Source organism: Nitrospinota bacterium (assembly GCA_029881495.1).
In the GTDB taxonomy this organism is placed as follows: Bacteria; Nitrospinota_A; UBA7883; order JACRGQ01; family JACRGQ01; genus JAOUMJ01.
Genome location: JAOUMJ010000005.1, coordinates 44,304 through 70,100, shown reverse-complemented (window position 1 = coordinate 70,100; position 25,797 = coordinate 44,304). Strand labels below are relative to the sequence as shown.

Below are 25,797 nucleotides of genomic sequence, written 5' to 3'. Positions count from 1 at the left end.
CGGATTTACCCGGTAGGGGAGGGTTTGAAACCCTCCCTTGGCGCGGGTTAAAGAACCCGCGCCAAAGGAAGTTTTATGAACTTCCAGCAAGTAAACCGTTACTTAGGATCAGGACAAGTTCCCGAACAAAGGAACGGAACATTCTCCAATGCGCCCGCTTTAATCCATGCCCCTATGAGGTTGATCTCTGGGGTGTCGCGGTTCGATTCGTCGTTACCACCAAACGTCCAGTTCGGCGGCATTCTGTTGTTCCTGAGGCGCTCCCTGATCTTCGATTTGCTCCAGTTTGTGTCTGTCGCGAGACCCGTGCCAGGCGCTGTCGGGGTAGTGGCCGATCCAGCATTGCCATAATAACCATATGCTGCTATGGTGTCTTTCTGGCCAAGGATGGAAACCCCCTTGCCGTCCGCGCCTGCTATGAGGCCGGCATACGTGGACAGATCCAATTCATGAGCAGTGCCGTCATGGCAAGATGATGCGTTACATGCCTGGCTTCCCGAGAAGAAAGCGCCGGCAGCCGTGAAGAGGCTCTCGATAGTTGGTGTGCCGGTAGTTAACTGCCAAGTCTGCGCGACTGTATGTGTGGCTGTAATGCCGTATGTGCCGTCAGCATTATCCTTTTTAATCGAAGCAAGAGGCGTATCCCATCCGATGGTAGTATTCGCTACTTCAGTCTCAAGCGCGCCGCCTTTCACCCATAACTCAAGTGCTTTAATCTCTAGGGTATCGCGGTTCGTTTCGTCGTTACCACCAAACGCCCAGCCCGGCGGCATTCTGTTGTTCCTGAGACGCTCCTTCATTTTGCTTTTGTCCCAATTTACGCCGTTCAAGGACGGGTGCTGCGCGGAGCCGTCTCCGCCGTAGGAGCCTCCTGAATCCTTCTGGCCCAGGACGGAAACAAATTTGCCGTCGGCGCCGGCGATAAGGCTGTTGTACGAGCTCATATCAAATTCATGGGCAGTGCCGTCATGGCAAGATGCTCCGTTACATGCCTGGCTTCCAGAGTAGAAAGACCCGGCAGTCGTGAAGAGCGGAAGTACGTCTTTTTTGAAGTCGTAAAGACCAGCGCCAGGACCCGTAGGACCGGTAGGACCGGTGTCGCCGGTGTCCCCGGTGTCGCCTTTAAGGCCAGCAGCACCATCCGCGCCGTCTGAGCCGCAAGCTGTCAGGCTGACAGTCAGCCCCAGCATGAGAGCAAAAAGAAAAAATTTCTTCATTATGTTAAATCCCCTTTTTTTACAAATTTTTATGTGAACTAATTATGCCTTAATCGTGATGCCTGATTTACATCAACTGAATATTTCCTGAACCACCCCCCTTTCAGTAGTTATTTTTTTTGACCATTAACTGTAATTGCCAAATAAAGCGCCAGTTGGATGAGATATTGAGGATTTCGAAACCCATCGTATCCAACTCCCCCTTTAAATTCGGCGTTTTTAAACTACTACTAAACCGTTCCGAAATCTTACAAGAACCCGATTATTTTGTCAAAAGTTTTTTTTGGCTGTGCCGAGGAGAATGCCCTAACAGAATTGCCAGAGCCGGGGAGTTGATATCACGCTATCGTAATTGGCGGGCAACCACATACTATTCAACAAGTTAGCGGACAAAGAGAGATTTCCAGAAGAGATATTTTCCTGGAAATCTGCGCTCCGGGAATTTCTTTTCGCACTGCTATTTTATGGATATTTTGGCTCCCTTTTTCAGCTCTTCTACAAGGGCATTGTACAGCGCCTTCTCTTTCTTTTCCCTGATAAGATTTTCGATCTCCCCTTTAAGATTCGCGAAATCGGAGATCGGGTTCTCCCTTTTTTCAATGACCTTGATTATCTGCCATGATGTTCCTGCCGGCATCACGGAGCTGATCCCCCCTGCTTCCAGGGTAAAAAATTCACCGCGCCATTTTTCCGGAATCTTCTTCCAGTCGAGAAAACCCATATCCCATATCTGCTTCTGGCCATGCCCGGCCATTGCCATATGTTTGCTGTTCGTTTCCGCCATCTCCTCAAAAGATGCCCCCGCTTTCAGTTTTGCATGAGCGCCTCCGGCCATTTTCTCGTCCACGAAAACCAGCCTCCCTATATGGAGTTCATTCCTGAACATTGCGGAGTTTTCGTCATAGTATTTCTTCATCTCTTCAGGTGTGACAGAAATTTTCGATGATTCCGACTGAATTGCCAGCGACGCAAGCTCGGCCCTTTTGAAGACCTTGTTGTTCACCTCGATCATGCGCAGCTTTTTCAAGTATCCCGGATCCTTGTCAAGGCCTAGTCTTACAGCCTTTTGCGCGAGAAGCTCCTCCTCAACCAGCTTTTCTACCTGCTTTTGTACGGAACCGCTCTTGGCATCCTGGTGAAACCCGCCAATCTCCTCAGCGATTATCGAAGCGCCGTTTACTGTTGCGACAACCTTGCCATCGGGTATCGAGGCCGGTCTCTCCACCTTATTACAGCCTGTGGAAACGAGAAGGGAAAGAATGGCCAGGCTCTTGATGAGCCTGGCCACATTTGAATGACCTGCAACGCAAATCGTGCTGTCTAACATGCTGCCAAATCCTTTTGCGTCTTAACTAAACTAAAGCTACTTCAATTTTGCTATCGAAGCATCCAGCACATTTCTCACGAAACCGGGGTTATGCACACCCTGGTAGTACTCGCCGTCCGCGTTCGCAGTCCCTACAAGGAAGTAGTTCCACCCCGCCTTCACGACGTCGTTGTCTGCCGTGTATATCGCGGTGCCGCTGACCTTAATGTCCTCAAGCTTGCTGCAGTAGGTGTTCGCGCCTACTGTAAGTTTGTAGCCCTGCTTCTCTCCAACCCTTACCGGTACAGCCGCATCAACAGCCGCAGTAAGCGTTACCGGCGTGCCGGTTGCCGCCGTACATGTGCCTGCTGTCGAATCGTAGTAGTCGGTTATGGTCGATGCCGAACCCATCGCGGTTTTCACCTTGCTTCCAAGTGACGATGACAGCGTAGTCAGCTTCGTTTTAGTATCGTCCACTAGATTTTCATACGGATTTGCCGTATGGACATGGTGCGAGGTGCATATCCTCTTGCTTGCCACGAACTTGTGGTTCGTGCTTGCCGTAGTCGAGGTGGAGGTAGCCGATGCCTTCAGATCGTCCGGGGCGCCTGTCATCTCCATATGGCAGACCGCGCATGTATCCGGGAACATTGTCGTATTGGCATGAGCAGCGGTCGTTCCAGTCGTCACGAAGAATGCGTTCTTGCCGACATAGATATCGCCTTGCGCGCCATGGTGAGGCGCCGCGAAGTCGTTTGATGTAGCGCTATCATCATGCTGACCGTGCGCGGTGTTGTGGCATGTTACGCAGAGCGCGCCGTATCCGAAATCCGAAACGGAGTAACCCGCAGGAAGGATCGGCGAGTTGTCCATGATCCTCGTTTTAACATTGTGTGTGCCAAGACCTGTCTTGAAGCCCGGGTCGTGAGGATTGTGACATGTCTGACAAGTCTGTGGATGCGCTCCAGCCTCCGTAATGCCGTAATTCGTCAGTTCGGTCACCGTTGCGGCCGTCACGCCATCTACTCCCAAGATATTGTTATCCAAGGTAGCAATCGCGCCTGTTGTCGCATTCGTATTCTGCTTAAGCCACTTCAGGTAACCCTGAGAGGTATGGCACCTCGCGCAGTCCGCAGCATCTGCGCCGGAATTTCCAGCATTCTCGACCGCGGCGGCTACCGCATTCGTGTATTTTGCGTGCCTGCTCCTCTTCCACTGCTGAACCCTTCCGCCGTTCGGCTCTGAGTGGCAGTTTCCGCAGAGGTCAGCCGAGTAGCTTACGCGCCAGATGTTGAGGCCGTTGCTCTTCTCGCTCATTGAATACATAGCGGCATCTTGATTTGGAGATGGTCCATGGCAATTCTCGCACTGAACGCCCCCCTGCTTCGCAATGGCAGTATTGTCGGTTTTCAAGGTATCCCAGTCTGCTATCGTCGCAATGTCGGTTGTTCCGGCCGTATCGTCAAATCCGTTGTTTGCCGCAGTGGTGTTGTAGCCGAGGGTGTGACATGAGAGGCACTCCCCGGTTATTTTGCTAGGAGTTTCCATCAGTTGTTCAAGTGTCCTTGAATGACCTGTATTTTTCCAAATTGCTCCATTAACCCCAGCAGACGAAACGCCATGGCAACCTTCACAAGTAGCATCAGGAGCGCCGTCGTTATCGTACCAGGTTCCATCAGGATTAATCGTGATCACATCGAGCAGATCGTATGTTGGAAGAACGACGGTATCGCTGGTTGCTACGGTTACCGAAATATATTCGGTCGTACTGTCTGTGCCGTCGGTGCCACCAGACCTGACGGTATAAGTGCCGTCTGCGGCAACTGAAACTGCCGTGCCTGCCGCGGTGTCTCCCGGGGCGGTGTAGGTAAGCTCTTGGGTTTTCTTTTTGTAGCTCAAGGTAGCCTTGCCCGATGTGGCTGTAACAACATCAGTGATCTTTATACCCTGTGAAGATAGAGCCTTGTACCAGCCTCCGATGAATCCTCTGCTGAAATCACTCCCGTAAACTTTAAAAGTTGTTGCATCCGGGGCTGTTACCGTATAAATACCGACGACATCGGGCGTGAATGTCGTGTCTTGTTTGTCGGTCGCGGACAATGTCGCCGTCGTCGACCCGGCCGGTGGAGTAATGGACCAGCTGTAAGCGGTTGCCTGGGTCTTGGCGTGGAGCACTACAGGAAGGCCAAGCGGAACCGTCATCAAGCCGGTGGATACTTCCGGTTTCGTAAGACCGGTGTATGTGATCGGCACGTTCACAACTGAGGAGTAGGTATCCGTACCAACCGTGGCGGTAACCCTGAAGGTTGCCGATTTTGATGCATTGTTCACCGGAACAACTCCGGTCCTGTCCGACTGGAGGTTGCCGTCTTTTGCCGCGCCGGTATCAAATACCTTGCTGGCGAGGTGGGCCATGTATGTCGCGTCGTTGGCCGCCACAAGGGTCGCAGTCGCGTTTGCGGTTGTACCATTTGTGATAGTGGAGATACTGCTCCCGATCTGCTCCCAGGAATATGTAACGCCTGTAGCAGATGGTGAAATAGAGGCGCTCAGGGTGACTGTTCCCTCAGGGGCCACGCTTGTCTCTGTAGCGCTCGCGGTGACTACATAATCTGTCGCAGTTACAGAACCGTCCGCATTGGTACCTGCAGCCACATTAGTGTTTCCGCCTGTTGCGAGGTCGTCCTCGCCGAGCGAACAGCCCGTATATGTAACCGCAAGCGAAAGCGCGAACAAACAGGACAAAAATCGGTAGACAGTTTTATTTCGCAATGTTACCTCTTCTTTTTTATGGACGGGTTTTACACCCGCCTCTGCATTAAATATATTTTTCATGGTTAAAAGCTCGCATAGTTAACGGTCAACAGAATTAGGCTCCCCTGATAATCAGGCGTTGAACCCGTCATTGTCAATACCTGAGGCATGATACCCGAAAGCGGGTCTATCCCCTTGGTCGCCCAATCCTCCGACTTGAATTCCTCGTTCTTGTATCCAACACCGAGGGAAAGCGAATCGGTCAAGCCGTATTTCGCAACAAGTTCGTATGAGGTGAGGCTCGTTGTCAGGTCCGGGAGCTGTGTCGGCACCATGTGCTCCGAGCCTGCCCCGATCTGGATCGAGGTAGTCGAAGTCGTCGTAGTGTAGTTGAAATCAAGCTCCAGCTTTTCGCCCATAAGCTTCATGCGGGCGCCAAACCCGAGCGTCGGAACGAGGTCGTAATGGTTCGCGTTCCAGTCCCTCGTTACATCGTTGTACTGCGCACCTTTCAGGGCATCAAGTATGTACCTGCTAGCCTGTGCCGCCTTGTTCTCCTCTGTGGAGTAGAACGCGGTAAGGGTTATCTCCTCCGTTGGGAGTACAGCGAAGTCGACCGAGTACTGCTGGTTCTCGGTGCTCTTCAGGCCGAGTTCCGAGCTGGCGTAGTCGTCCGCCCAGAAGTTATAGAAGAATCCGACCGTTGCGATCTCTATCGGATTGAGGATAACCTTCGCGCCGTACTTCGTCCTGTCCCTGTCGGCAATGTCGAATTTCCTCATGAGCGGGTTGTTGTCGAAGTAATCGGACTGTGTCGCGATGTACTGTGACGTGTGAACCGCGTTGTAGACATTCGCCGTGTTGTAGGCGTCGTCGGCTTTCCTGCTGGAAGATGCGTAGTTCAGCCTCAGGAAATCGTTAGTACCGAACTGGGAATTGAGACCTGCCTTCAAAGTGGTTTCAGTTGTCTTCTTGATCTCCCTGTTCGTCCTCTCCATTCCATCGGTGATGTATGAGAGCTTTAGGTTAGTCCTGCTGAAGATGTTGTAGGTAACATCCATGTCCATCTTGCTCTGGGTGTAGTCATAAGGAAGGTTGTACAGCGCCCAGCTGTCAGTTACAGATGCCTGGTCGGTTCCGTCGTTCCTTACATACTGGAAAAGGCTCTTGGTGGTCTTGTTCTCAGTGGTGTAAGACTTGTAGCGAAGCGCCAGTGTAAGAGGGGTAATCGGCCTTGTCGAAGCGCTCAGGATCATCGTCGTGGTATCGATCTCAGCTTCTGCCGTGGACCTCGGAAGCGCCGCTGTTATATCGGTCTGGTCCGAGTTGTTCGAGTATGGAAGAAGGGTTTCATCCTGCTTCATTACCCCTGTTTCATAAATAAGCGAAACCCTTGTAGTTCCTGGAAGCCTCAACCCGGCCGAGATGTTCGTCCTCGTGGCGGTATTGTTCGGATCAAGCGCTGTTACCGCCGTATCAGGTCCGACACTGAAAGGGTTATCCCATGTAAGCGTCGTGTTGTTATTCGTGAAGTTCGACGAGAACATGCTGACCCTTACGTTTGCCATTTTGCTCTGGTAGCCGATAGTCGTGGTCATTTCATCTGTTTTGTAATCGATAGGCATCGGGAGGTCTATGCCCCTTCTGTCGGGAGCCCAGCTACCGACAACGGAACCGAGTGACTGTGTACCCTTCTTGGTTTCAGACCTAGCGGTAAAATCGAGCCTCAGTTTTTTCCAGGGAACGCTGAAGCCGTACTGCATGTCGTCCCTGCCAAGCTCCAGATTCGCGTCCGCAATTGATCCCGCCAACGCGGTCGCTACGTCCGAGGGGTCGGTCCCCCTTGTATATGAAGCCGGAAGAGTCAACGCATTCGTCCCTTCCCCTGCATGAAACGTCTTGCTGTTGTTGGAGATCATGTGAGGAGTCTGGTCATAGCGCACGAAAAAGCTGTACTTCCAGGCCTGACCCAGTTCGAGGTATACCCGCCTGTTATGCAGAAGGAGGTCCTTCCCCCTGAGGTCTATGTAAAAGCCCCTGTTTTCCTTTATCAGTTTGAATTCCGCGTTTGGATGAAATCCCTCTTCGGTAACGCCGTTGTATTCGCCGAACTTGTAAGAGGGTGCGTCTATCGATACCAGGTCGCCGCCGGCCATCACATGGATATCTAGTACCGGCTCAAGGTCGTATTCATCTTCTTCCTCGGCGTCTGCTTCTTCCTCAGTATCTTCTTCGGCATCGGCTTCTTCATCTGCCACTACCTCTTCCTCTGCGGCATCTTCTTCCTGTGCCATCGATACAGCCGGGAGGGCCGCTATCGCGAACAGGAAGAAGAACAGAACTATAAATCTCTTTGAAACTTCCAGAATCATATTTTTCTCATTCCCTTTATACATGTCCGCCCCCCTTTACCTTTGGAACCTTGCCCCGGAGGGGTGGTTTGAACCGTGAATTTTGGAATGGCAGCTAGTGCAGAATTTTCCGATGATCCTGCCTGATGGAGCCGTTCCATCGGCCAACCTGCTACCGTCATAGAGTTCGCTGGCGTGAAGAGCCGAAGCGTGACACGATTGGCAAAGGAAATTCGATTTTACCTTAAGGAGGTTCGGGTAGTTTGAACCGTGCGGCTCGTGGCAGTTCGCACAATTTTCCCTAACTGGAGCGTGCTCCCAAACCAGAGGACCGCGCTTCTCCTGATGGCACTGGTAGCAGGTGTTGTTCACGTTTGCTTCCTTGAGGAGCGTAGGACCCTGTCCGCCGTGCGGGTTATGACAATCCGCGCAAACGAGCTTCCCTTCCCTTATGGGCATATGGGAATTTCTCTGAAGCTGAGCCTTTTTCTGCTGGTGGCACTGGAAGCAGACATCCATCTGCCTTTCCTTGATAAGTGACTTATCGTCCGAGATCTTGTTCATGACCCTGTGACAGTCTGCACAAGATACATTCTGGCTCTCGTGAGTGCTTCCCACCCATGACGTTCTGTTGTAATCACCCTCGTGGCAGTGTAGACACATCTCGTTTCTCTCTGCTACTGAATTAAGTGAATGTTTTTTAAATGAAATTATTGTTGTAAGGTCAAGCTCGTCAACCTCTTCCCATGACGCAACGTGGTCGCTGCCGGGGCCGTGGCATGTTTCACACACCCTCGCCTGGAGCTCATCCTGGGGATTGTTTATGAAAAGCCTCCCCATTTTTGTTTTTGCGAACGCTTCATAATAATCGGCATGGCACCCTTTGCAAGGCTCCGGTCCGATATATTCGCGCGCATCAGCCGTGCCGGCAATTGAAAGAAACATGCAGGCAATAGCCAACGTCAAGAACCTGTAGAACACATTTGATTTTTTCATAGAACCCCTACCACTATTACTCGCCATCATTTGAAATCTGCCAAAATCTGTCCTGGCTGAACGACGAGGGGGTTCTGCCTGAACGATAGTGAACTGTTTGGAAATAATAAAATCATACAATCTCCCCTAAAATCCCCTAGATAACCTGACCTATAGTTTAAATAAACTAATACCCTTTGAGAGAAATTAGAGGAAAAACTGTGTCATGTCAAGACAGTTTTTCTATTTTTGAGTTTCTGCAGAGACTTTATATGGCGTTTACAGACATCCGAACCACCTGACTGATTCATCATGCCGTCTGCTTAATGGAAATTCGGCATGTTCCAGCTGGAAACTTACGGTTATATATAATGAAGGCAATATGGAGAAGAAGGAAATGGTAAAGCGCAATTACTCCGTGAAAGTACCAATCCGTCGAAATTTTTCCCTTCTCTGGTCGACCAATTTTCTAACCGGAAGTTCGGAGAGTTCAGCCAAATGGCGCCTTAGGACCCTTCTTAGGGTATGTGCGGCAACTGCAGGGTCCCTATGTGCTCCGCCGATAGGCTCCTGAACAACTTCGTCTATTATCCCCTGCTGGAGCAAATCATTTGCTGTTAGGGCAAGCGCCTCGGCGGCTTCGGCTATTTTCGCCTGATCTTTCCATAATATGGCCGCGCACCCTTCAGGGGATATGACGGAGTAAACAGAATATTCCATCATCAGCACGCGGTTGCCAACGCCGATAGCCAGCGCTCCGCCGCTCCCCCCTTCGCCGGTTACAACGCATATAACCGGAACTTTCAGCGATGCCATTTCAAGGAGATTTCTCGCGATCGCCTCCGCCTGCCCCCGCTCTTCCGCCCCGATCCCGGGATAGGCACCTGCGGTATCGATGAGAGTGATAATCGGTGTCTTGAATTTTTCGGCGAGCTTCATGAGCCTGAGGCTTTTCCTGTAACCCTCGGGGTGAGCCATACCAAAATTCCTGTACATCTTTTCCTTGGTATCCCGGCCCTTTTGCTGACCAATGATCATCACCGGCTTGTCGTCCATCGTGGCGAAGCCCCCTACAATCGAAGGTCCGTCGCCAAAATACCTGTCGCCGTGAAGCTCCACAAAACCTGTTGTCATCTCTCTAATGTAGTCGTAGGCATATGGACGGTCGGGATGTCTTGCGAGGAGCGTTCTTTGCCACCGCGTCAGGTTCGTGAACGTCTCCTCACGCATCTGGTTTATCTTTTTGTGCATCTTTTTGATCTCGTCGGAAAAATCGGCCTTCTTTTCCTTGCCGAGTGAGCGAAGCTCTTCCAGCTTCTTCTCCAACTCGGCAATCTTTGCTTCAAAATCGAGGAAATATGTACTCATAGACGCATTCTATCAAAAGAACATCGACGAAAACAAATAATTATGCCTTTAAAATTAATACTTTACATTTACGCTATGGATAGCGGGTAAAGAGGATATATAATCAAGGGATGGACAAGCTGAAGATATTCACAACTGGATGGTGCCCGGACTGTCATAAGGCCAAAAGGTTCCTTGAGAACAAGGGTATTGAATTTGAGGAAGTCGATATTGAGGAGAACCCCGAAGCAGTGGATATCGTGGTTGCGGCAAGGGGAAAGAGGGTTGTACCAACCCTTGAATACAAGGGGAAATATATTGACGGCAACCATTTCAGCGTAGAGAAATTTGAAGCCGACCTCGCTACGCTTCTTTCGTGAAGCGCAGAAAAAACATAATAACTCTTACCTGTTTGGTGATCAAACATCCAAACTGTAGGATCATTTCATCTTCAGATTATACCTGCTGATCTTCTGCTGAAGGTTCCTTCTTGAAATATCCAGGAGTTTGGCCGTCTTCGTTACGTTGTATCCGTTTGAGGAAAGAACCTGAGCGATGTATTCCTTCTCGAAGTTTCCCATAACGTCCTTTAATTTATGGTCGCCGTTTAAAACCGCATTGCCATTACCCCCTAGACGGGTGATCTCCAACGGCAGATCGTTATGTTCAATAATGCCATCCCTGTCGAGAACTACCGCCCGCTCGATCACATTCTGCAGTTCCCTTATGTTCCCGGGCCACGAATAGTTCGCCAGATCGTTTAAGGCCTGTGCGGAAATATCAAGCGGCATCTTCCCGGTTACGTTGCAGAACTTCCGCATAAAAAAGGCCGCCAGACTTGGGATATCGTCTTTCATCTCCCGCAATGGTGGAACGTCTACCGGTATCACCCCTATTCTGTAATACAGGTCGTCCCTGAACTTCCCTTCCTTAACGAGCATCTGAAGATTTTGGTTTGATGCTGTAATAAGGCGGAAATCGACATTAATGGTTTTCGAACCGCCAACCCGTTCCACCTGTTTTTCCTGAAGTACGCGCAACAGCTTTATCTGTATTTCCATTGAGATCGTGCTGATCTCGTCGAGAAATATTGTCCCTCCGTTTGCAAGCTCAAAACGCCCCTTTCTTTCCGCCACCGCCCCTGTAAAGGAGCCTTTCTCGTGGCCGAACAGCTCGCTCTCAAGCACACCGGGTGAAAGTGACGCGCAATGTACCTTTATGAAGGTATTTGCACTCCTTTTGCTGGCTTTGTGAATGAAGTTAGCGGCTACTTCCTTCCCCACGCCGCTTTCACCAAGAAGCAGAATTGCCGATTCGCTTGATGCGGCAATCTTCAGCTGCTCCAGGGCCACTCCCATTCGAGAACTTTTGAATTCATAAAATGTGGGATCCTTGTATACATCGGAGTGCTTTAAAATGAAATTTTCCGACCTCAGCTTGCTTGTTCTTGCCGCTTTCTGAACTTCCAGGAGAAGCCTGTCGACCTTTAAAGGCTTCAGGAGGTAGCTGTATGCCCCTTCCCTAATTGCCTCGATCGCCGATTCGACAGTACCAAAGCCTGTAAATATGATGACTTCCGCCTTTGCGTTGGTGGCGTTCAGCTTTTTTAGGAGTTCCAGCCCGTCCATACCCGGCATCACCATGTCGGTAATGATTACATCGTAGCTCCCCTTTTCATTGGATTTGAGCGCCTCAACTGCCGTGGACGCGGTTGAAACATTTATCCCGTGCATTCTGAAATATTCAGCCTGGGTGGAAAGTATGTCGTGGTCGTCGTCCACCAGCAACAGATGTATGGTTTCGTTCGCCGGGAGGCTTGTTTCAGTTATCGTCTCTTGAGGGGGCATCTGTTTATAACCTGTTCTCTCTTATCCGGTTGAAGGAGTATATCGCCTGATAATTAACTCTAAACTCTAATTGCGCGGCAAGCCAATTTTGAAATAACCTGAAAAAGACATCGTAAATCATTTACCGGGTTTCCGCTCATTATAGTTTGGTCAAACTTGATTTTCAAGAAAAACCGAGGATACCACGCGCTTCTTTTTACTCCCATTTGCCAAACAGGATGGGTAAGATAAGCCATGATCAATTCAAGGGATATCCTTGTCGACTATACCAATATGCTGGAAAAGGCAATTGGTGGCGAACATGGCATATCTGAAAAGGAAATTACAGAAGCTGTCGCAAAAACCCCCGCAGTACACTCTCGTTTGAATGAGCTGCGCACGAACGGCACAATTGGGTTCTTCGACCTTGCATCAAACGACACTGCTCCTCTCATAAAATTCGCGCGGAAAATACGGGAGAAGTACGAAAACCTGGTCGTTCTCGGCATAGGGGGCTCTGCTCTAGGCGCGTCAGCGGTTCAATCCGCTCTAAATCCATCCTTCTATAATCTCCTTGCGCGAAACAAAAGAAAAGGTTTTCCGCGGCTCTTCGTTGCCGACAATATTGATCCAGACTGGTTCGATGAAGTCCTCTCCATCGCCGATCCGAAGAAGACAATATACAACGTAATATCAAAGTCGGGGACGACTGCCGAGACGATGAGCCAATTCATGGTGGTTTTCGATCTTTTGAGATCAAAGCTGAAAGGGAAGTGGAAAAAAAGGGTGGTGATCACTACCGACGCGAAGAACGGGATACTGCGCGAGATAGTGGACGAATTCGGGCTGGAGTCGTTCGAGATACCGGCAAACGTTGGGGGTCGCTTCTCAGTATTCACTCCGGTCGGCCTCCTCCCGCTCGCTTGCGCCGGGATCGATATCAACCTCCTCCTTGATGGGGCCTCACGGATGGCGGAGCGATGCTCTTCCGAAAAGTTCAACGAAAATCCGGCGTACATTTTAGGCGCACTCCACTACCTCGCCGATGTAAGGAAAGGTAAATCATCAACCGTCATGATGCCCTATTCCACTAAACTGTACGGCGTTGCCGATTGGTTCCGGCAACTCTGGGCCGAAAGCCTCGGCAAAGCGAAAGACCTTCAGGGAAAGCAGGTCAATACCGGACAGACGCCGATAAAGGCGCTCGGAGTGACCGACCAGCACTCGCAGGTGCAGCTTTATGTAGAAGGGCCGAACGACAAGATGTTCGTATTCCTTGAGATTGAAAATTTTTCAAAAGAGGTCGTCATACCTGAAGTGTTCGAAGATAAGGCGCCTCTGAAATATCTAGCCGGAAAGAGCCTCAACAAACTTATCAAAACGGAGATGGAAGGGACCGAATACGCCCTGACTACTCACAACCGCCCCAGCATGACAATAAAGTTACCGGAATTGAATGCTCATACCCTTGGACAGCTTATGTTCATGCTCGAAGCGGCGACAGCATACGCCGGTGGGCTTTACGGCATCGACCCGTTCGACCAGCCCGGAGTGGAATTCGGAAAAAAATATACATACGCCATGATGGGGCGCGAAGGTTTCGAGAAGATGAGATCGGAGCTCGAAACCGGAAGCGGCAGTGTAAAACGGAGAACCGTTTAACTCTCTTTTGCTACCCTCTCCCACTACTTCTTGCTATTCAAGGATGAAGCCCAAAGCAGGGAAATGCCTGTTACAGGAAGATCATACGGGGATAAGAGATAGGCGGGTATGCTAGCAAGGTTATTCGATGCCGAGTTCCTTGATGAGGCGCGAGAGGTAGGTGCGCTGTATGTCGAGCAACTGCGCCGCCTTCGTCTTGCTTCCGCCGGTGCTGTCGAGCGTACGCCTTATGAACTCACGCTTGAAATTGTCCTGGGCATCCTTTAGAGAAATGCCGACCTCTACCTTCCCTTCACCCTGTTCGAATATCTCAAACGGAAGGTCGGCAGGTTTTATCTCTTTCCCGCTCCCCATTATGAGAGCGCGTTCTACCACATTCTCAAGTTGCCTTACGTTGCCAGGCCAATGATATTTCTTCAGCACTTCCATCGCATCGGTTGAAATCCCTTCAGCTTCGTATTTTGAGTTCTTGCGGAACTTCTGGATAAAGTGTGAAACAAGGAGCGGTATATCGTCCTTACGCTCCTTTAGATCCGGCATCTTCACCCGCACGACATTAAGGCGGTAGTAAAGATCCTCACGGAATTTTCCCGCTTTGACCTCTTCCTCAAGGTCGCGGTTCGTTGCCGCAATGACGCGCACATCGACATTTATCGTCGCCAGCCCTCCAACGCGGTTGAACGCCCCCTCCTGCAATACACGAAGAAGTTTTATCTGCATGTTCGGCGACGTTTCGCCTATTTCATCAAGGAATATAGTCCCGCCGTTCGCCGCTTCGAAAAGGCCGGCCTTTTTCGAGTCCGCTCCGGTGAAGGATCCTTTCTCATGGCCGAAAAGCTCGCTTTCGAGGAGTGTCTCAACAAGCGCGGCGCAGTTTACGGCAATGAACGGATTTTCGCTCCGGGGGCTCGAGTCATGAATATACCTTGCTATCAGTTCCTTCCCTGTTCCGCTGTTACCGGTAACCATCACAGTTGCCTTTGAATGCGCCACCTTCGCACAGTCGGACATGACTTTCTTCATAATTGGGCTGTCGCCGATTATTGTAAATTTCTGGTCGAGCTCCTTTTTCAAACGGGTAGCCTGACTTTTTACGGATGAATAGACCCTCGCCTTCAATATAAGGGCGGCGGAGAGTTCGCTGAAGGCGTTCAGCATTTCCAGATCGTTGCTATCAAGCACGCTTCCATCCTCATGGTCGATGATCTCGATAACGCCTAGTATCCTGTTATCGACCTTCATCGGGGAGCATGCTATGGAGTTGGTTTCAAAACTGGTCTCCTCCGCAATTTTGCTGCTCCAGCGTGGATCCTCTTTTACATTAGGTACAAGTATCGGCTGTCCGTTCTCGGCTACCCACCCTGCGAGACCTTCCCCTTTTTCAAGCTCATACCTGCGAACCTCATCCTTCTTGTCACCTGTGGCGATGTGGAAAAAGAGCTTGCCGGTCAGCTCATCCTTGAGGAGTAATGAGCTCGCTTTGGCATTCATTATCTTGGTAGCGGTAACCAGAATAACGTCGAAAAGATTATCAATATCTATTACAGAACCGACGATATCGGATATATGTTTAAAAACTTTTAGACGCGGATCAGTCATTTGTTATTTTCTCCCATGTTCGGAGTGCATTTTATAACACTTTTATGAACTCCAACAAGATAAAGTTTAACAAAAACAGACCTTTTTCTGTCAGCTGAAATCCGGTTTGAGACACTAGTATAAGCCCTTGATTTTCCAAGAGATGAAGGGGGATTTTGAATTTTTCCCGAAAACTTCCGCCGAAACTGGTATCAATTTCCCGAAAGGTGATCTCATCCCCTATGAGCCTTAACCTCATCAGAAGATAGTTCGCGAATCTCTCCTTATCGTCTTCAATTATCTTTTTTGAGGGGTTCCCTCCCCTTGATACCGTTTCAATATAGGTTTCAGGCTTTGCGATATTCTCGAATCTCTCACCTCCTATAAAGGAGTGTGCCGAGCTTCCAAATCCGCGGTAGTCATCCCCCATCCAGTATCCGGTGTTGTGTAAAGATTCCATCCCGGCCTTCGAGTAATTTGATATCTCATAATGCCGGTAACCTTTGGATATCAGTAACCGGGAAACCTCACCATAGATATCGGCTTCTCCCTCTTCATCGATTGGTGAAATCTCCCCTCTCCTTTTCGCTTCGTAGATTGGCGTCCCCTCTGTATAAGTGAGCTGATAGGCGGAAATATGTTCGGGATTCAACTCAACAACTTTTTCGATGTCGGACAAGACTTCCCCCATCCCCTCCCCTGGCGCTCCGTAGATGATATCCGCTGAAATATTTTCAAATCCGGCGCTTCTTGCGTTATCAAAAGAAGTGTATGCGTCTGACGGGTCGGCATCCCTACCAATTTTTTTCAACTTTTCGCTACTGAAACTCTGCACCCCTATGCTCAGCCTGTTTATACCGAGCCTTCGCAACTCCTTCAGATACTCTGCGCTCCCGCCTGCCGGATTCATTTCGAGGGTGATCTCCATTTCCGGGGCGATGCTGTACTTTTTTTGCAGTGAATTGAATATTCTTTCCAGTAGATTTGCAGGAAGAAAAGATGGGGTACCTCCCCCTATATAGATCGTCGAAGGGGTGAAATCTTGTGCTGCGGAGATCTCCTTTATAACCGAGTCCGCATACGGTTCCATAAGCGGCTCCTTTTGCGCGAAAGATGAAAAGTCGCAGTAGGCGCACTTCGAACGGCAGAATGGAACGTGAAGATAAATTCCTGGAAAACCTTTCATGCTAGAATTCTATTGAACGCCAGAGGAGAAAGGGGATTATTTTTATATTTCCAAATATTGGCGAAATAACAGGTAGTAACGTATTGGGATCTTAATGGAAGATATATTGAAGATATTGGGAAACATCGGGATAATCCTCGACCGGACGCGCCACTCTGGGAATATCGGCTCCGCAGGACGTCTGATGAAGAACCTGGGATTTACCCGGTTGCATCTGGTAAATCCGACGGAGTACATGCACATTTCGGCCATCAGGATGGCCCACGGCACTGAAGAGATGATTGAATCGGCAGATATCCATGAATCTATAACCGATGCGATATCCTCATATCACCTGACATTCGCCACTTCCCACCGCATGAAGCAGGAAACAGCATTAAGCCTGGTTGAAGGGGCGAGGAGAATCGTCTCGACTGCAAAAACCAACAGGGTAGCTATACTCTTCGGTTCCGAAAAATACGGGCTCTCAAGGGATGAAACCGACAAAGCGAATGGCGTTATCCGGCTCCCTGTCGAACCGGAGTTCCCATCAGTCAATCTCGCTCAATCGGTCTGCATGGTTGCATTGCAAATAAAAATTGAAGCGATGGCACAAGCCGGGGAGACAGCGAGAGAAGGAGTGGGCGATACTATTCATCTTCCAAAAGAGAAAAGCGGGATGTTTATAGAGGAATTCTTGTCGGTAGCAGAGGCGATCGGATTTGAGATGCCCTCTATCGAACTGAAGATGAGAGACGTTTTTGAAAGGGCCAATATGACTGAAAGCGAATTCAACCTCTTTTATGGACTTATCAGGATGCTGAATAAAAGGATATCAGGACGCGTCGACGGCAGGAAATACTAGAGCTGAGCTGAAACTATTAACAATCACTTTGTTATTGATTAGGGTCGCTGGCAAGGGTAGTATCAATAGCTTCGTTAAGTTCGGGGCGTAGCGCAGTCTGGCTAGCGTACCTGGTTTGGGACCAGGGGGCCGCAGGTTCGAATCCTGCCGCCCCGACCATTTTAATCCCCTTAACTCCTTATATATCAATGATTCCCTTTCTTTTATTCGGTGATTTTTCGTTGGCTGGGTGTTGGCTGGGAGCATATTTTCTCCCCTGAAAAGCAGGGCAAAAAGGGGCAAACTCGTTGCCCATTCAGCCGCCCCGGATATGTATTTGCGGAGGAAGCTGACAGTTCATTTGTTTTTCCTGATGCGGTATAGATGGAAGCAGAGGAGGCGGTTAAAAAGTTTGCAATTTTTCTCCCTTTCGGTATATTGGAGTTAACCAGTTTTTTTGAGGGGGTTTATCGTGGATGATCCTGACAGTGGCAGCGGTCGCGAAGAGGTGGCTCATGAGCATGGCTGACGCTCTTCTATACCTGGTCGGGTTCGTTGTATTACAACTTCTCGCGGTCATCCTGTTCACCAGGTGAATAAGTGGAGATGAATTAATCAGAGTTAGAGAGGGTGTGTTGTCATGGCTGTTCCGAAAAGGGTCGTCGAGCGTATCAGTAAAAAGTTAAAAAATTATCAGTCTATTCTTGCGTCTGCAAAGGAGCGAGACATAAACGAAGCTGATACCGTAACCATCATCAAAGACCTGCTAGAGGATCTGTTCGGCTACGACAAATACAGCGACATCACATCCGAATATGCCATCAGGGGAACGTACTGCGATCTTGCCATCAAGGTAAAGAACAGGCTTCTCCTGCTCATAGAAGTAAAAGCCATCGGCCTCGACCTCAAAGACAAGCATACAAAACAGTCGGTCGATTACGCTGCCAACGAAGGTTGCGAGTGGGTGGCTCTTACAAACGGAATCGAATGGCTTATATATAAAATCAAATTCGCCCAGCCTATCGACAAGGAGATCGTGCTCTCCTTCAATCTCCTTGAGATGAACCACAGAAAAACGGACGATATAGAAAGCCTTTACCTCCTTTCGAAAGAGGGGCGGGGTAACTCATCTCTAAAAGAGTTCCATGCCCAAAGGCAGGCTGTGAGCCGATACCTGATTGCGGCCGCGATCATGGGTGACTCCGTGCTGAAAGAGATCAGAAAGGAACTCAAGAAGCTCAATCCCAAAGTGAGGCTAGAGATAGGGGACATCGCGCCGGTCGTGAAACAGGAGGTCTTGAAGCGCGACCTTGTAGACGGGGATAAGGCGATGGATGCGGTAAAGAAACTGAACCGCGCAAGCGCAAGGACTACCAGGAAGGCCGAGCCTCCCCCACCCCCGGAGGTGCAGGGATGAGAGTGAAGAATATATACAAGTAGACCTTTTTTCCAGTTCCTGTAGTGCCTACTCTATGGTATATTTTCACTACAAATCAGAAAGGAACATTCGAGGTGAACTGAATGAAATGGCTTCTTTTAATCTCCCTGTTTCTGGTGTCGTGCGGGGTCCCGTCGGGTAACGATAATCAGGCGGCTCCGGGAACAACAGATGTGATATGTGAGCCCCCAACAGACATCCGCTACAAAAGCATAACAGTACGCGGGAAAGAGAATGTCAACGACCAGCAGTTCCCAGACTCAAGATTTGTAAAGCTTGATGTATCTGGAAAACCTCTTTCCGACCAGACGGCTAAATACAGCACCCAAGCGTGGCAATGCGTAGAAGATAAAGAATTAAATGTCATATGGGAAGTAAAAACGCTTGGGACTGATCACAGGGGATTAAGAGATTACCGCAACACTTTCACTTACCCCCCAGATGGAGATTCTCCTTATACTTGCACTATGCCCTTCTATATAAATGCAGTCAACGATATCGCTTTTTGCGGACGGACGAACTGGACACTACCAACAGCCGAGAGCCTACTTTCATTGGCTGGCAAATATGACATGTTCCCTGATACGGTTTTTGCATGGCATGCTACGTCTGATTTCCTCGTGCAAGGCGCGACCAAAGGTCAGGCTGTGTATTTCGAGTTCGACAAAACTTTGCTCGACATCGCCGACCTGCAACACAGCAACTACTACGCTGTGCGGCTAATGTCTAAAAATTATTAGAAAGGGATCTCTTCCCCCCACACCTCGAAAAATATTTCCGACAATTCCAATGTTGCTCCAACGGTTGTTGTGTAAGCCTTTATATTATGATAACTGTTCCACATGTAAGGGGATCTGTTATTCACATAGCCATATTTATGATCTTCAGTTAATGCCGCGACTGTAAAATTATAAGTTTTTACCGCCCAATATGTCCATGAGCCACCGATAAGTGAACGTGTTTCTATAACTATATTGTAATTTACCGCTGAGGTAGATGTGTTTTTCACCTTGCATTGCCACTCATATTTTGTTGGAACAGCGGGAAGTTGTATCTGGTTTAACAACATACCGGGGGCTGAATATGCGATCGTTACCGGCCCAGCATTGTAGCTTTTAATTTTCTTCTGTATATCATCACTTACACATGTAACCCCGTTAAGCGCAGGATGAAATGCACTGGCGGAATCGCTTGTATTAATAGCGACAATCCAGTAATAATATGTGTTACCGGGATTGGCATATTTATCTATAAATACATTACCCCGCACATCTGCAATCATGGTCGCGCTAGAAAGGGAATCACTGGTGTGCCTATATATTTTGATATAGCTAAAATCTATTTCCGTAGGATTAATCCACTTCAATCTTATTCCGCCAAATACTGCTGCGGCAGATAAACTGCTTGGCGCGCTTGGCGTGGTGGTTTTCTTATTTACTGGCCAGTTCGTCTTGGTGACGTATGGAGAGACAACGCCTATCGAGTTGACGGCGCGAACCCTGACATCATAATTCTGCTCCCCCTTCACCCCTTTGATATAGTGTTCAGTCGTTTTCGGTATCCGTGTCCGCGTCCAGTCCTCCGCCCCTCCGCTCACCTTGTATTCAAAATCGTAATCGACCACGAACGCGTCCGCCGGGGCGGTCCATGTCGCCTTTATGCGGTGAATGACCGTACCATCAGGCCCGGTCTGATGTACCGAATTATCGGCAAGAAGCGTCAGACCGGTCGGCGCCGGAACAGAGAACATGCTGTGGATCGTCGTGTCTGGCGGTGTGGTTATCTCGACCGGGACGGTGTGGTCATATACCGTCGGCTCGTGCTCCTTCAGCACGACCGCGACCAGGCCGAGCGAGTCGGCCGGGTGCATCATCTTGTGGATGCGGAACTTCTTTTTCTCCCAGCCAAGCGAATCTTTTGTATATGTCACCACGTCACCAGGCGTGCAGACGATAGCCTCCGGGCTGGCAACGAACGACGCGGCAAGGGGCTGACGGCTCCGCTTGAGAACTGTTTCGCCCCGGTAGTGCGCGCGGTATGGCGAGATCTCGAACGGCATCTCGATCTCGCTTTCGAGCACCACTCCGTTATCATCCGCGCGGAAAACAGAGCTGTCCTCCACGGCTAGGCCCGGCTGCCAGCTTATCGCGCCTGTGCCGGAATCGGTTATCCGGTTTGAGAACTTCACTTTCACGCGGTTGAGCATATCCTCCTTCGACCCTCCGCTAACGGTGAGGGTTCCTTCCATCACGTTCGAGCTGTCGAAGTCGAACACCGGCTCTTCGTCCTTTTCTATGATGAGGCGGTACTCCCCCTGGATGAACGGCAGCCAGCCTCGACAGGCTGTAAGGAGATCCTGAATATTTTGGAACATCGTTTTCGACGTGTCGACCAGACCGTTTGCCTCGAACTTCGCGATGGTCGTGCCGGAACCCTGGAACTCCTCGACCTGCTGGTCGCAGACATCGGCGGCCGATTTTATATAGTCCGCGTTCACCATCGACGACGGCAGTCCCTTGCCACCCCGGGGAAACTGGAGGTAATCGTTTATCGCCAGCGCGGCGTTCGCGCTGTAGGCGGTCGTGCCGTTGCGCGGGTCGTAAACCTTCCGCCCCCGGATATTCGCCGTTATGTGCGGAACGCGGGTATAGATGTTCTGGTCGTACTGTAGTTTAAGATATATATAGGCGGTACCTGTGAACCGGCGCGTTGACGGATAGTCCGTTCCGAACTCCGCCATCAGACCGGCGTCGGCCGTCTGCGGGACCGTGCCATAATGCTTCGTCACCCATGCGTAGGGATTGCTGGCGTCGTCCTTGAATCTTGCCTGCAGGGTGCCTGCCGCGTTGAACGCGAGCTCTTCGTCGAAATATATCTCGTCTATTCCGCCGACCTCCCCTTCGCCGAACTCTATGCAGAGATGGAGGTATTCGTCCTTTGTGCCGGAGTAGTTCCTGTATTTCACGCGCCCTTCCGCGCGGGTTACGCCGTACGGTATCGGTATCTTGGAAATATCCGAATAGACAGAAGCCTTTGCGAGTTTTGCCAGATGCGTCAATCTATCGAGTTCCGCGCCGATACCATCCATCGTGCGATTGATCGCATTTTCGCTCTGTTCTATCGTGGGGATACCTGCGCCTGTGAGCTGGTTCGCCGCCCATATGCCGGCGTTCGCTATCTTGTTCCCGATATTTACCTTCGGGATGGTTATTTTCGGTGTGGGGATATTAATTGAAAAACCCATTATCCTCGCCCCCACGGTATGGCGACCTGATGATCCGCGTCCTTGTATCCCTCATCCCCCGGGTCTACTATCTGCTGATCCTCATGATTACCCCGTCGACCGCCGACCTGCTCGAAGTTGGCGAGTGCGGACGCGAGATCAAGGCTCAAGAGGCTGGATCCGCTGGATGAATCTTCCGCCAGGCTCCATGTGGATATACGCCCCTTGAAGTGGATCCACGGATCGGCAATGACCGCGTTGTTTGAATCGAGCAGGAAACGGTATATCACCGCTTCCCTGTCGAGAAACTTCTCCGACAGCATCAGCCCGATGTTATCGGTATTCACGCCGGAGAGTACGAGCTCGCACGAGCCGACGCGGAGCTCCAGCTCTTCCGTAATATCGGGCAGTCTCAGAATATTGCCGGACGCTACCCATGTCACGCCGTTCCATGAAATGCTGAACGGGGCGGTAGTGTAATAGATAGTCGTGGAGAAGGCGAGCGAGACGAAGTGGAACAGATTGATGTTCCCGCTCGCAAGCGCCGTCTTTACCGCCGTCGTGAGGGTTCGGGGCATGGGGCTACACCACCACCGGACTTGGAGCGAGCCAGACGTTTACATCTGTATCGGTCGGCACGCCTATCTCCGTAAAATAGATAGACCGTTCACTTGCGGAAAGCTCCAAAATAGCTGTTTTCAAGTTCGCTTTTCTTTGCTCATATTCAGCGTCCGCCTCGGCAAACAAAACCGCCTGCTTCACCTTGTCCGCATCGCACCACGGAGATAATTCGTTATCGAATGTAAGTTCTTCGATCTTATGGGCGCGATGCCTTTTTAGTTGCGCCTTGCTTTCAAGTTCCGTTGTTTCTGATTCCCACTTCGACATTTAGACACCCCCCACTATATACTCTAATCTTGCTTCAATGAATTTATTGACCGCTATCGCATTGAAATCTACCGCCGCATACAGATTATCTCTGAATGATAAAACCAAAGTGGACCCGGCCTGGTCTATTTTGGGATAAAAATCCAATCCGGTACTGGATGCCGAATATACCGCCGTAGTTAAATTCGTTATCGTTTCGCCGTTATCAAAAGTAAGCGTCAATGTGTTGCCCCCGGCATTGATAGCGAAAGTAACTTTATCCACTCCGGCGGTACCAACCGAAGCGTTGCCGCCGTTTGCGATAGATGCGCTTAGGGTCGTATTTAATTTCCCCCCATGATTGAACCCGGCACCTCCCCCGGATGGCGTGAAAATCTGCGCTTTCGATGTGGCCCCCGCCGAATCCCTTGTTAATCGCACGGTAAACGATCTTGTAAGGTTTCCATTCGTGGAACCTTCCAGGGCTTTTAATGACAGATTGGATACGTCGACCTGCTTTGATACCCCGGACTGCACTATCGCCGCTTTATCAGTTTTTGCTAACGGCAGAGTTGCCGCAGGTAGTTCCGAATATTTTTTTGCCATATTGTTGCTCCTTTAGAAATCCTCTTCCATGTCGAGTTCAGTTGCGTATATATTTGGGGCCGATATCGAATAGATCGGCGTTGTCATTACCACTGTGAAGGGAACGCCGTTGACCGTCACCGTGTCATTGTCCGGCACGTCCTGGACGAGCGGGGGCCAGATGGTGAGCATTGCCTGATTGCTACTTTCAAGGAGAATAACCTCGCTTGCTTCAGTGATGAGGTCCTCGCCGGTTTCAGTCTGAAGCGCTTCGTCTGCCGCGCTGGTGACGTTATAGAGATTCGTATAGACTTTTGAATGTGAGCCGAACTTGATGATGTCCCCTTCCATCATGATGGATGTAATGCCGGGGGTAAAGCCGTCTACATAAACGACAGTCGCGCCTGCCTTCGCCCCGCCGTTTACCAGCGGCGTTCCTGTCGCCACCCCGCGCGCGAGCTTTCGATGCGGAAGGACTATCTGGAACGGCTCCGCCCCTCCGTTCTGACGGAGCGTGAACGCCTCGAACGCGGCAAACTCATCCGCCTTGAGCGGAGGCATTTTTATCGTGAAGCTCCAGAACTGCCCCCCCGTACGGCGCGTGAAGAGTTTCTGCGATTCTGAGCGGGACTTGAGCGTGAGAACATTGTTGCGAACGTCTCCGACCATCGAAATAGGGATAGTCGAGGGGAAGGTTTCCATTACAGCCTCCCCCCCTTCTCTTTCATCGCGCGGAGCAGGATATTAACGAGCGTGGAACTCTGCGACGTGAGCAACTGCTCCACCCCCTGCGCGTCGATCGCGTGGATGGTCACGTTCACATTCGTCGGCTGGCCGGAACTTTCCTGACGATCGAGGAAGTTTGAAAGTTTTTTATTGTCGGAAGGCTTAACCACACGCTCCCCCCCATCGAGCATCCATGTACCCGCTCGCGGAATGTTCGATATCCCGTCATGCGCCTGCCCTATCACGGCGGCGGCGGCCATAACTGCCGCGATGCCGGACGCGGCTGGAACTGCGTTTCCGCCTGCCGTGGCAAGCGAAACCCCCGCGGCAGGAGCGACCGAGCTGGCGGCGATAGCCGCGTTCATGGCAACCACTTCCGTCGTGGTCTTGGCACGTTCCGCCGATTCCCACGCGGAGAGAACCGCCTTTTTTATTCCTATCTCTACCATTGTCGAGATAATTTGTTTTGCGACCCCCTGGAACACCTGCTCCATAGCGCGTCCGACATCTGAAAACTTTTCCATGTGAACGACCGCTTCGGCAACCGAGTCTCCCACTCCGGCGGCAAAACGGTTGCCCGCGCTCGACCAGATATCATCCCACTCCTGCGCTATCTCGGCGCTCCGCCGGTTATACTCCTTCTCGAGAGCCAGCTTCCGCTCCTGAGCTTCCGAGAAACCTTTTCCCTCTTCATCTATCTCCGGCGTAATTTTTACTATTGGGTCGATGCTCTTCATCTTCACCGATGCCATCGACTGCATGATGCTCATATGTCTGTTTTCGAAATTTACGACCTCTTTAAGGTATTCGAGGCGCTGGAGCTCCGATTCACTCAAATGTCCATAGATCGATTCCTTGATCTTCAGCGCGTCGTACTCGCTCCGCCACGCTTGAGCCTGTTCACGCTCCCCTTCACGGACGGCAACCGTCATCTCGGTTATAATGCCGGCGATTTTCTCTATCGCGGGGGCGTATTTCACCACGAGAACCTGCACCAGACCTTCAAAAGCTTTGCCAGCATCCTGGAGCGCGTCGTTTGCCTCTACCACCTTCTGCGCGTCGACACCCGAAAGGGTAAGTCCGAGATATTCAGCGCGTGAAGATAGAGCCTCTATCCCCGCCGCGCCTTCATCAAGGAGAGGCAGAAGAGAGCGGGATTCATCGCCCATGAGAGCCGAGATAGCCGCCATCTGTTCGCCCCGTGTATTGAGCGATGATATAGCGTCGGCATAACGGAGAAAGAGCTGGTCGGGACTTAGATCCTGAAGCTCCCCGATATTAAAATTGAAATGTTTGAGCCATATGGCAGCGGCTCCCCCGCCGTTTGAGGCAAACTCTCCCAGACGTTTTTCCGCTTTTACCAGCGCTTCGTCGAGCCCCTTTACGCTCCCTCCGCTCTGTTCGGCGGCGTAGCGAAGCCCCGCAAGTGTCTCTGTGGCTACACCTATCTTCTGCGACGCTTTTGCAAGAGCATCCACGGAATCCAATGATGATTTTACGAGCGCGCCGAAACCGACGGTCGCGAGAGATACTACCGCCGTATGAACGTTGAATATCGCCCCTTTCAGCCGGTTGAGGCCGTTCATGGCGGATGTCCATGCGGCCTTCGTAACGTCGGTCGCCGAGATCAGATATTCTACTTTCGGTTTCGCCATAGCTTATCCAGCAGTCTCATTATTTGAAGATAGTAGTTCGGCTGTTCCAACAGTCCGCGGGACGGAAACATCAACCGACCCTGCCGATAATGTTCGTACAGTTCGAAGAGGAGATTCGCCTCCGGCGGAATGAGGCCGAGGGGGCATACTCTGCTTTCCAGAATGACCTCTCCCCTTGGATCCTTTATCGTCCATTTTTTAACCGGGCACGGGTTTTTTTCGTCACAGTACCGCTCCTTGCAATTCACGCAGTCGAAGTCTTTCGGATTGGACGCGAC

General features: G+C 50.6%; 21 protein-coding genes and 1 tRNA gene. 6 read left to right on the top strand and 16 right to left on the bottom strand.

Translation table 11 applies throughout. The features are described from left to right. Positions 1–98: 98 nt before the first annotated feature. From OEY64_03410 to OEY64_03385, 6 genes are all read right to left on the bottom strand, one after another. Positions 99–1,217 (bottom strand): hypothetical protein, encoded by a 1,119-nt coding sequence (locus OEY64_03410; GenBank protein MDH5541994.1) that lies wholly within the window; start codon positions 1,215–1,217, stop codon positions 99–101. 457 nt (positions 1,218–1,674) lie between these two features. Further along, positions 1,675–2,544: a peptidyl-prolyl cis-trans isomerase gene (locus OEY64_03405; GenBank protein MDH5541993.1), complete on the bottom strand. Its 870-nt coding sequence runs from the start codon at positions 2,542–2,544 to the stop codon at positions 1,675–1,677. A 36-nt stretch (positions 2,545–2,580) separates the two neighbouring features. Beyond that, complete coding sequence (locus tag OEY64_03400; GenBank protein ID MDH5541992.1) at positions 2,581–5,358, bottom strand: cytochrome c family protein; 2,778 nt, start codon at positions 5,356–5,358, stop codon at positions 2,581–2,583. 2 nt (positions 5,359–5,360) lie between these two features. Further along, positions 5,361–7,673: an MtrB/PioB family decaheme-associated outer membrane protein gene (locus OEY64_03395; GenBank protein ID MDH5541991.1), complete on the bottom strand. Its 2,313-nt coding sequence runs from the start codon at positions 7,671–7,673 to the stop codon at positions 5,361–5,363. Between the two features lie 12 nt (positions 7,674–7,685). After that, on the bottom strand, positions 7,686–8,624 hold the full coding sequence (locus OEY64_03390; GenBank protein ID MDH5541990.1) for a DmsE family decaheme c-type cytochrome: 939 nt from the start codon (positions 8,622–8,624) through the stop codon (positions 7,686–7,688). Positions 8,625–9,014: 390 nt separating this feature from the next. Beyond that, on the bottom strand, positions 9,015–9,971 hold the full coding sequence (locus OEY64_03385; GenBank protein MDH5541989.1) for an acetyl-CoA carboxylase carboxyltransferase subunit alpha: 957 nt from the start codon (positions 9,969–9,971) through the stop codon (positions 9,015–9,017). Between the two features lie 110 nt (positions 9,972–10,081). On the opposite strand from OEY64_03385, the gene OEY64_03380 reads away from it, so the two are divergent. Next, positions 10,082–10,330: a glutaredoxin family protein gene (locus tag OEY64_03380; GenBank protein ID MDH5541988.1), complete on the top strand. Its 249-nt coding sequence runs from the start codon at positions 10,082–10,084 to the stop codon at positions 10,328–10,330. A gap of 60 nt (positions 10,331–10,390) precedes the next feature. On the opposite strand, the gene OEY64_03375 is transcribed toward OEY64_03380, so the two are convergent. Further along, positions 10,391–11,797: a sigma-54 dependent transcriptional regulator gene (locus tag OEY64_03375; protein ID MDH5541987.1), complete on the bottom strand. Its 1,407-nt coding sequence runs from the start codon at positions 11,795–11,797 to the stop codon at positions 10,391–10,393. Positions 11,798–12,031: 234 nt separating this feature from the next. Here OEY64_03375 and OEY64_03370 point away from each other — a divergent pair, with 234 nt between their 5' ends. Continuing rightward, complete coding sequence (locus OEY64_03370; protein ID MDH5541986.1) at positions 12,032–13,438, top strand: glucose-6-phosphate isomerase; 1,407 nt, start codon at positions 12,032–12,034, stop codon at positions 13,436–13,438. A 120-nt stretch (positions 13,439–13,558) separates the two neighbouring features. Here OEY64_03370 and OEY64_03365 read toward each other — a convergent pair whose 3' ends face one another. Both OEY64_03365 and hemW read right to left on the bottom strand, forming a co-directional pair. Continuing rightward, positions 13,559–15,037 (bottom strand): sigma-54-dependent Fis family transcriptional regulator, encoded by a 1,479-nt coding sequence (locus tag OEY64_03365; protein MDH5541985.1) that lies wholly within the window; start codon positions 15,035–15,037, stop codon positions 13,559–13,561. Between the two features lie 31 nt (positions 15,038–15,068). Continuing rightward, positions 15,069–16,202: a radical SAM family heme chaperone HemW gene (gene hemW, locus OEY64_03360; protein ID MDH5541984.1), complete on the bottom strand. Its 1,134-nt coding sequence runs from the start codon at positions 16,200–16,202 to the stop codon at positions 15,069–15,071. Between the two features lie 106 nt (positions 16,203–16,308). Between hemW and OEY64_03355 the strand changes: the two genes are divergently transcribed. From OEY64_03355 to OEY64_03340, 4 genes are all read left to right on the top strand, one after another. Then, the gene (locus tag OEY64_03355; GenBank protein ID MDH5541983.1) at positions 16,309–17,046 is read left to right on the top strand and encodes a hypothetical protein; all 738 of its coding nucleotides are present in this window, start codon (positions 16,309–16,311) and stop codon (positions 17,044–17,046) included. A gap of 81 nt (positions 17,047–17,127) precedes the next feature. Further along, positions 17,128–17,205: transfer RNA gene (locus OEY64_03350), tRNA-Pro, on the top strand. 460 nt (positions 17,206–17,665) lie between these two features. Next, positions 17,666–18,442: a type I restriction enzyme HsdR N-terminal domain-containing protein gene (locus OEY64_03345; protein MDH5541982.1), complete on the top strand. Its 777-nt coding sequence runs from the start codon at positions 17,666–17,668 to the stop codon at positions 18,440–18,442. Positions 18,443–18,546: 104 nt separating this feature from the next. Next, entirely contained in the window at positions 18,547–19,203 is a 657-nt protein-coding gene (locus OEY64_03340; protein ID MDH5541981.1) for a DUF1566 domain-containing protein, read from the top strand. Here the strand turns inward: OEY64_03340 and OEY64_03335 are convergent. From OEY64_03335 to OEY64_03305, 7 genes are read right to left on the bottom strand one after another with little or no spacing between them, the layout of a single operon-like run. After that, positions 19,200–21,707 (bottom strand): phage tail protein, encoded by a 2,508-nt coding sequence (locus OEY64_03335; protein MDH5541980.1) that lies wholly within the window; start codon positions 21,705–21,707, stop codon positions 19,200–19,202. The genes OEY64_03340 and OEY64_03335 overlap by 4 nt on opposite strands. Continuing rightward, the gene (locus OEY64_03330; protein MDH5541979.1) at positions 21,707–22,264 is read right to left on the bottom strand and encodes a hypothetical protein; all 558 of its coding nucleotides are present in this window, start codon (positions 22,262–22,264) and stop codon (positions 21,707–21,709) included. The genes OEY64_03335 and OEY64_03330 overlap by 1 nt, the downstream gene beginning before the upstream one ends. A 4-nt stretch (positions 22,265–22,268) precedes the next feature. Next, positions 22,269–22,574 (bottom strand): hypothetical protein, encoded by a 306-nt coding sequence (locus OEY64_03325; GenBank protein MDH5541978.1) that lies wholly within the window; start codon positions 22,572–22,574, stop codon positions 22,269–22,271. After that, positions 22,575–23,159, bottom strand: a complete 585-nt coding sequence (locus OEY64_03320; protein ID MDH5541977.1) for a hypothetical protein — start codon at positions 23,157–23,159, stop codon at positions 22,575–22,577. A 12-nt stretch (positions 23,160–23,171) separates the two neighbouring features. Continuing rightward, on the bottom strand, positions 23,172–23,840 hold the full coding sequence (locus tag OEY64_03315) for a hypothetical protein (GenBank protein ID MDH5541976.1): 669 nt from the start codon (positions 23,838–23,840) through the stop codon (positions 23,172–23,174). After that, complete coding sequence (locus OEY64_03310; GenBank protein MDH5541975.1) at positions 23,840–25,519, bottom strand: hypothetical protein; 1,680 nt, start codon at positions 25,517–25,519, stop codon at positions 23,840–23,842. The genes OEY64_03315 and OEY64_03310 overlap by 1 nt, the downstream gene beginning before the upstream one ends. Continuing rightward, complete coding sequence (locus tag OEY64_03305) at positions 25,501–25,767, bottom strand: hypothetical protein (GenBank protein ID MDH5541974.1); 267 nt, start codon at positions 25,765–25,767, stop codon at positions 25,501–25,503. Before OEY64_03305 ends, OEY64_03310 begins: the two co-directional genes overlap by 19 nt. Positions 25,768–25,797 lie beyond the last annotated feature (30 nt).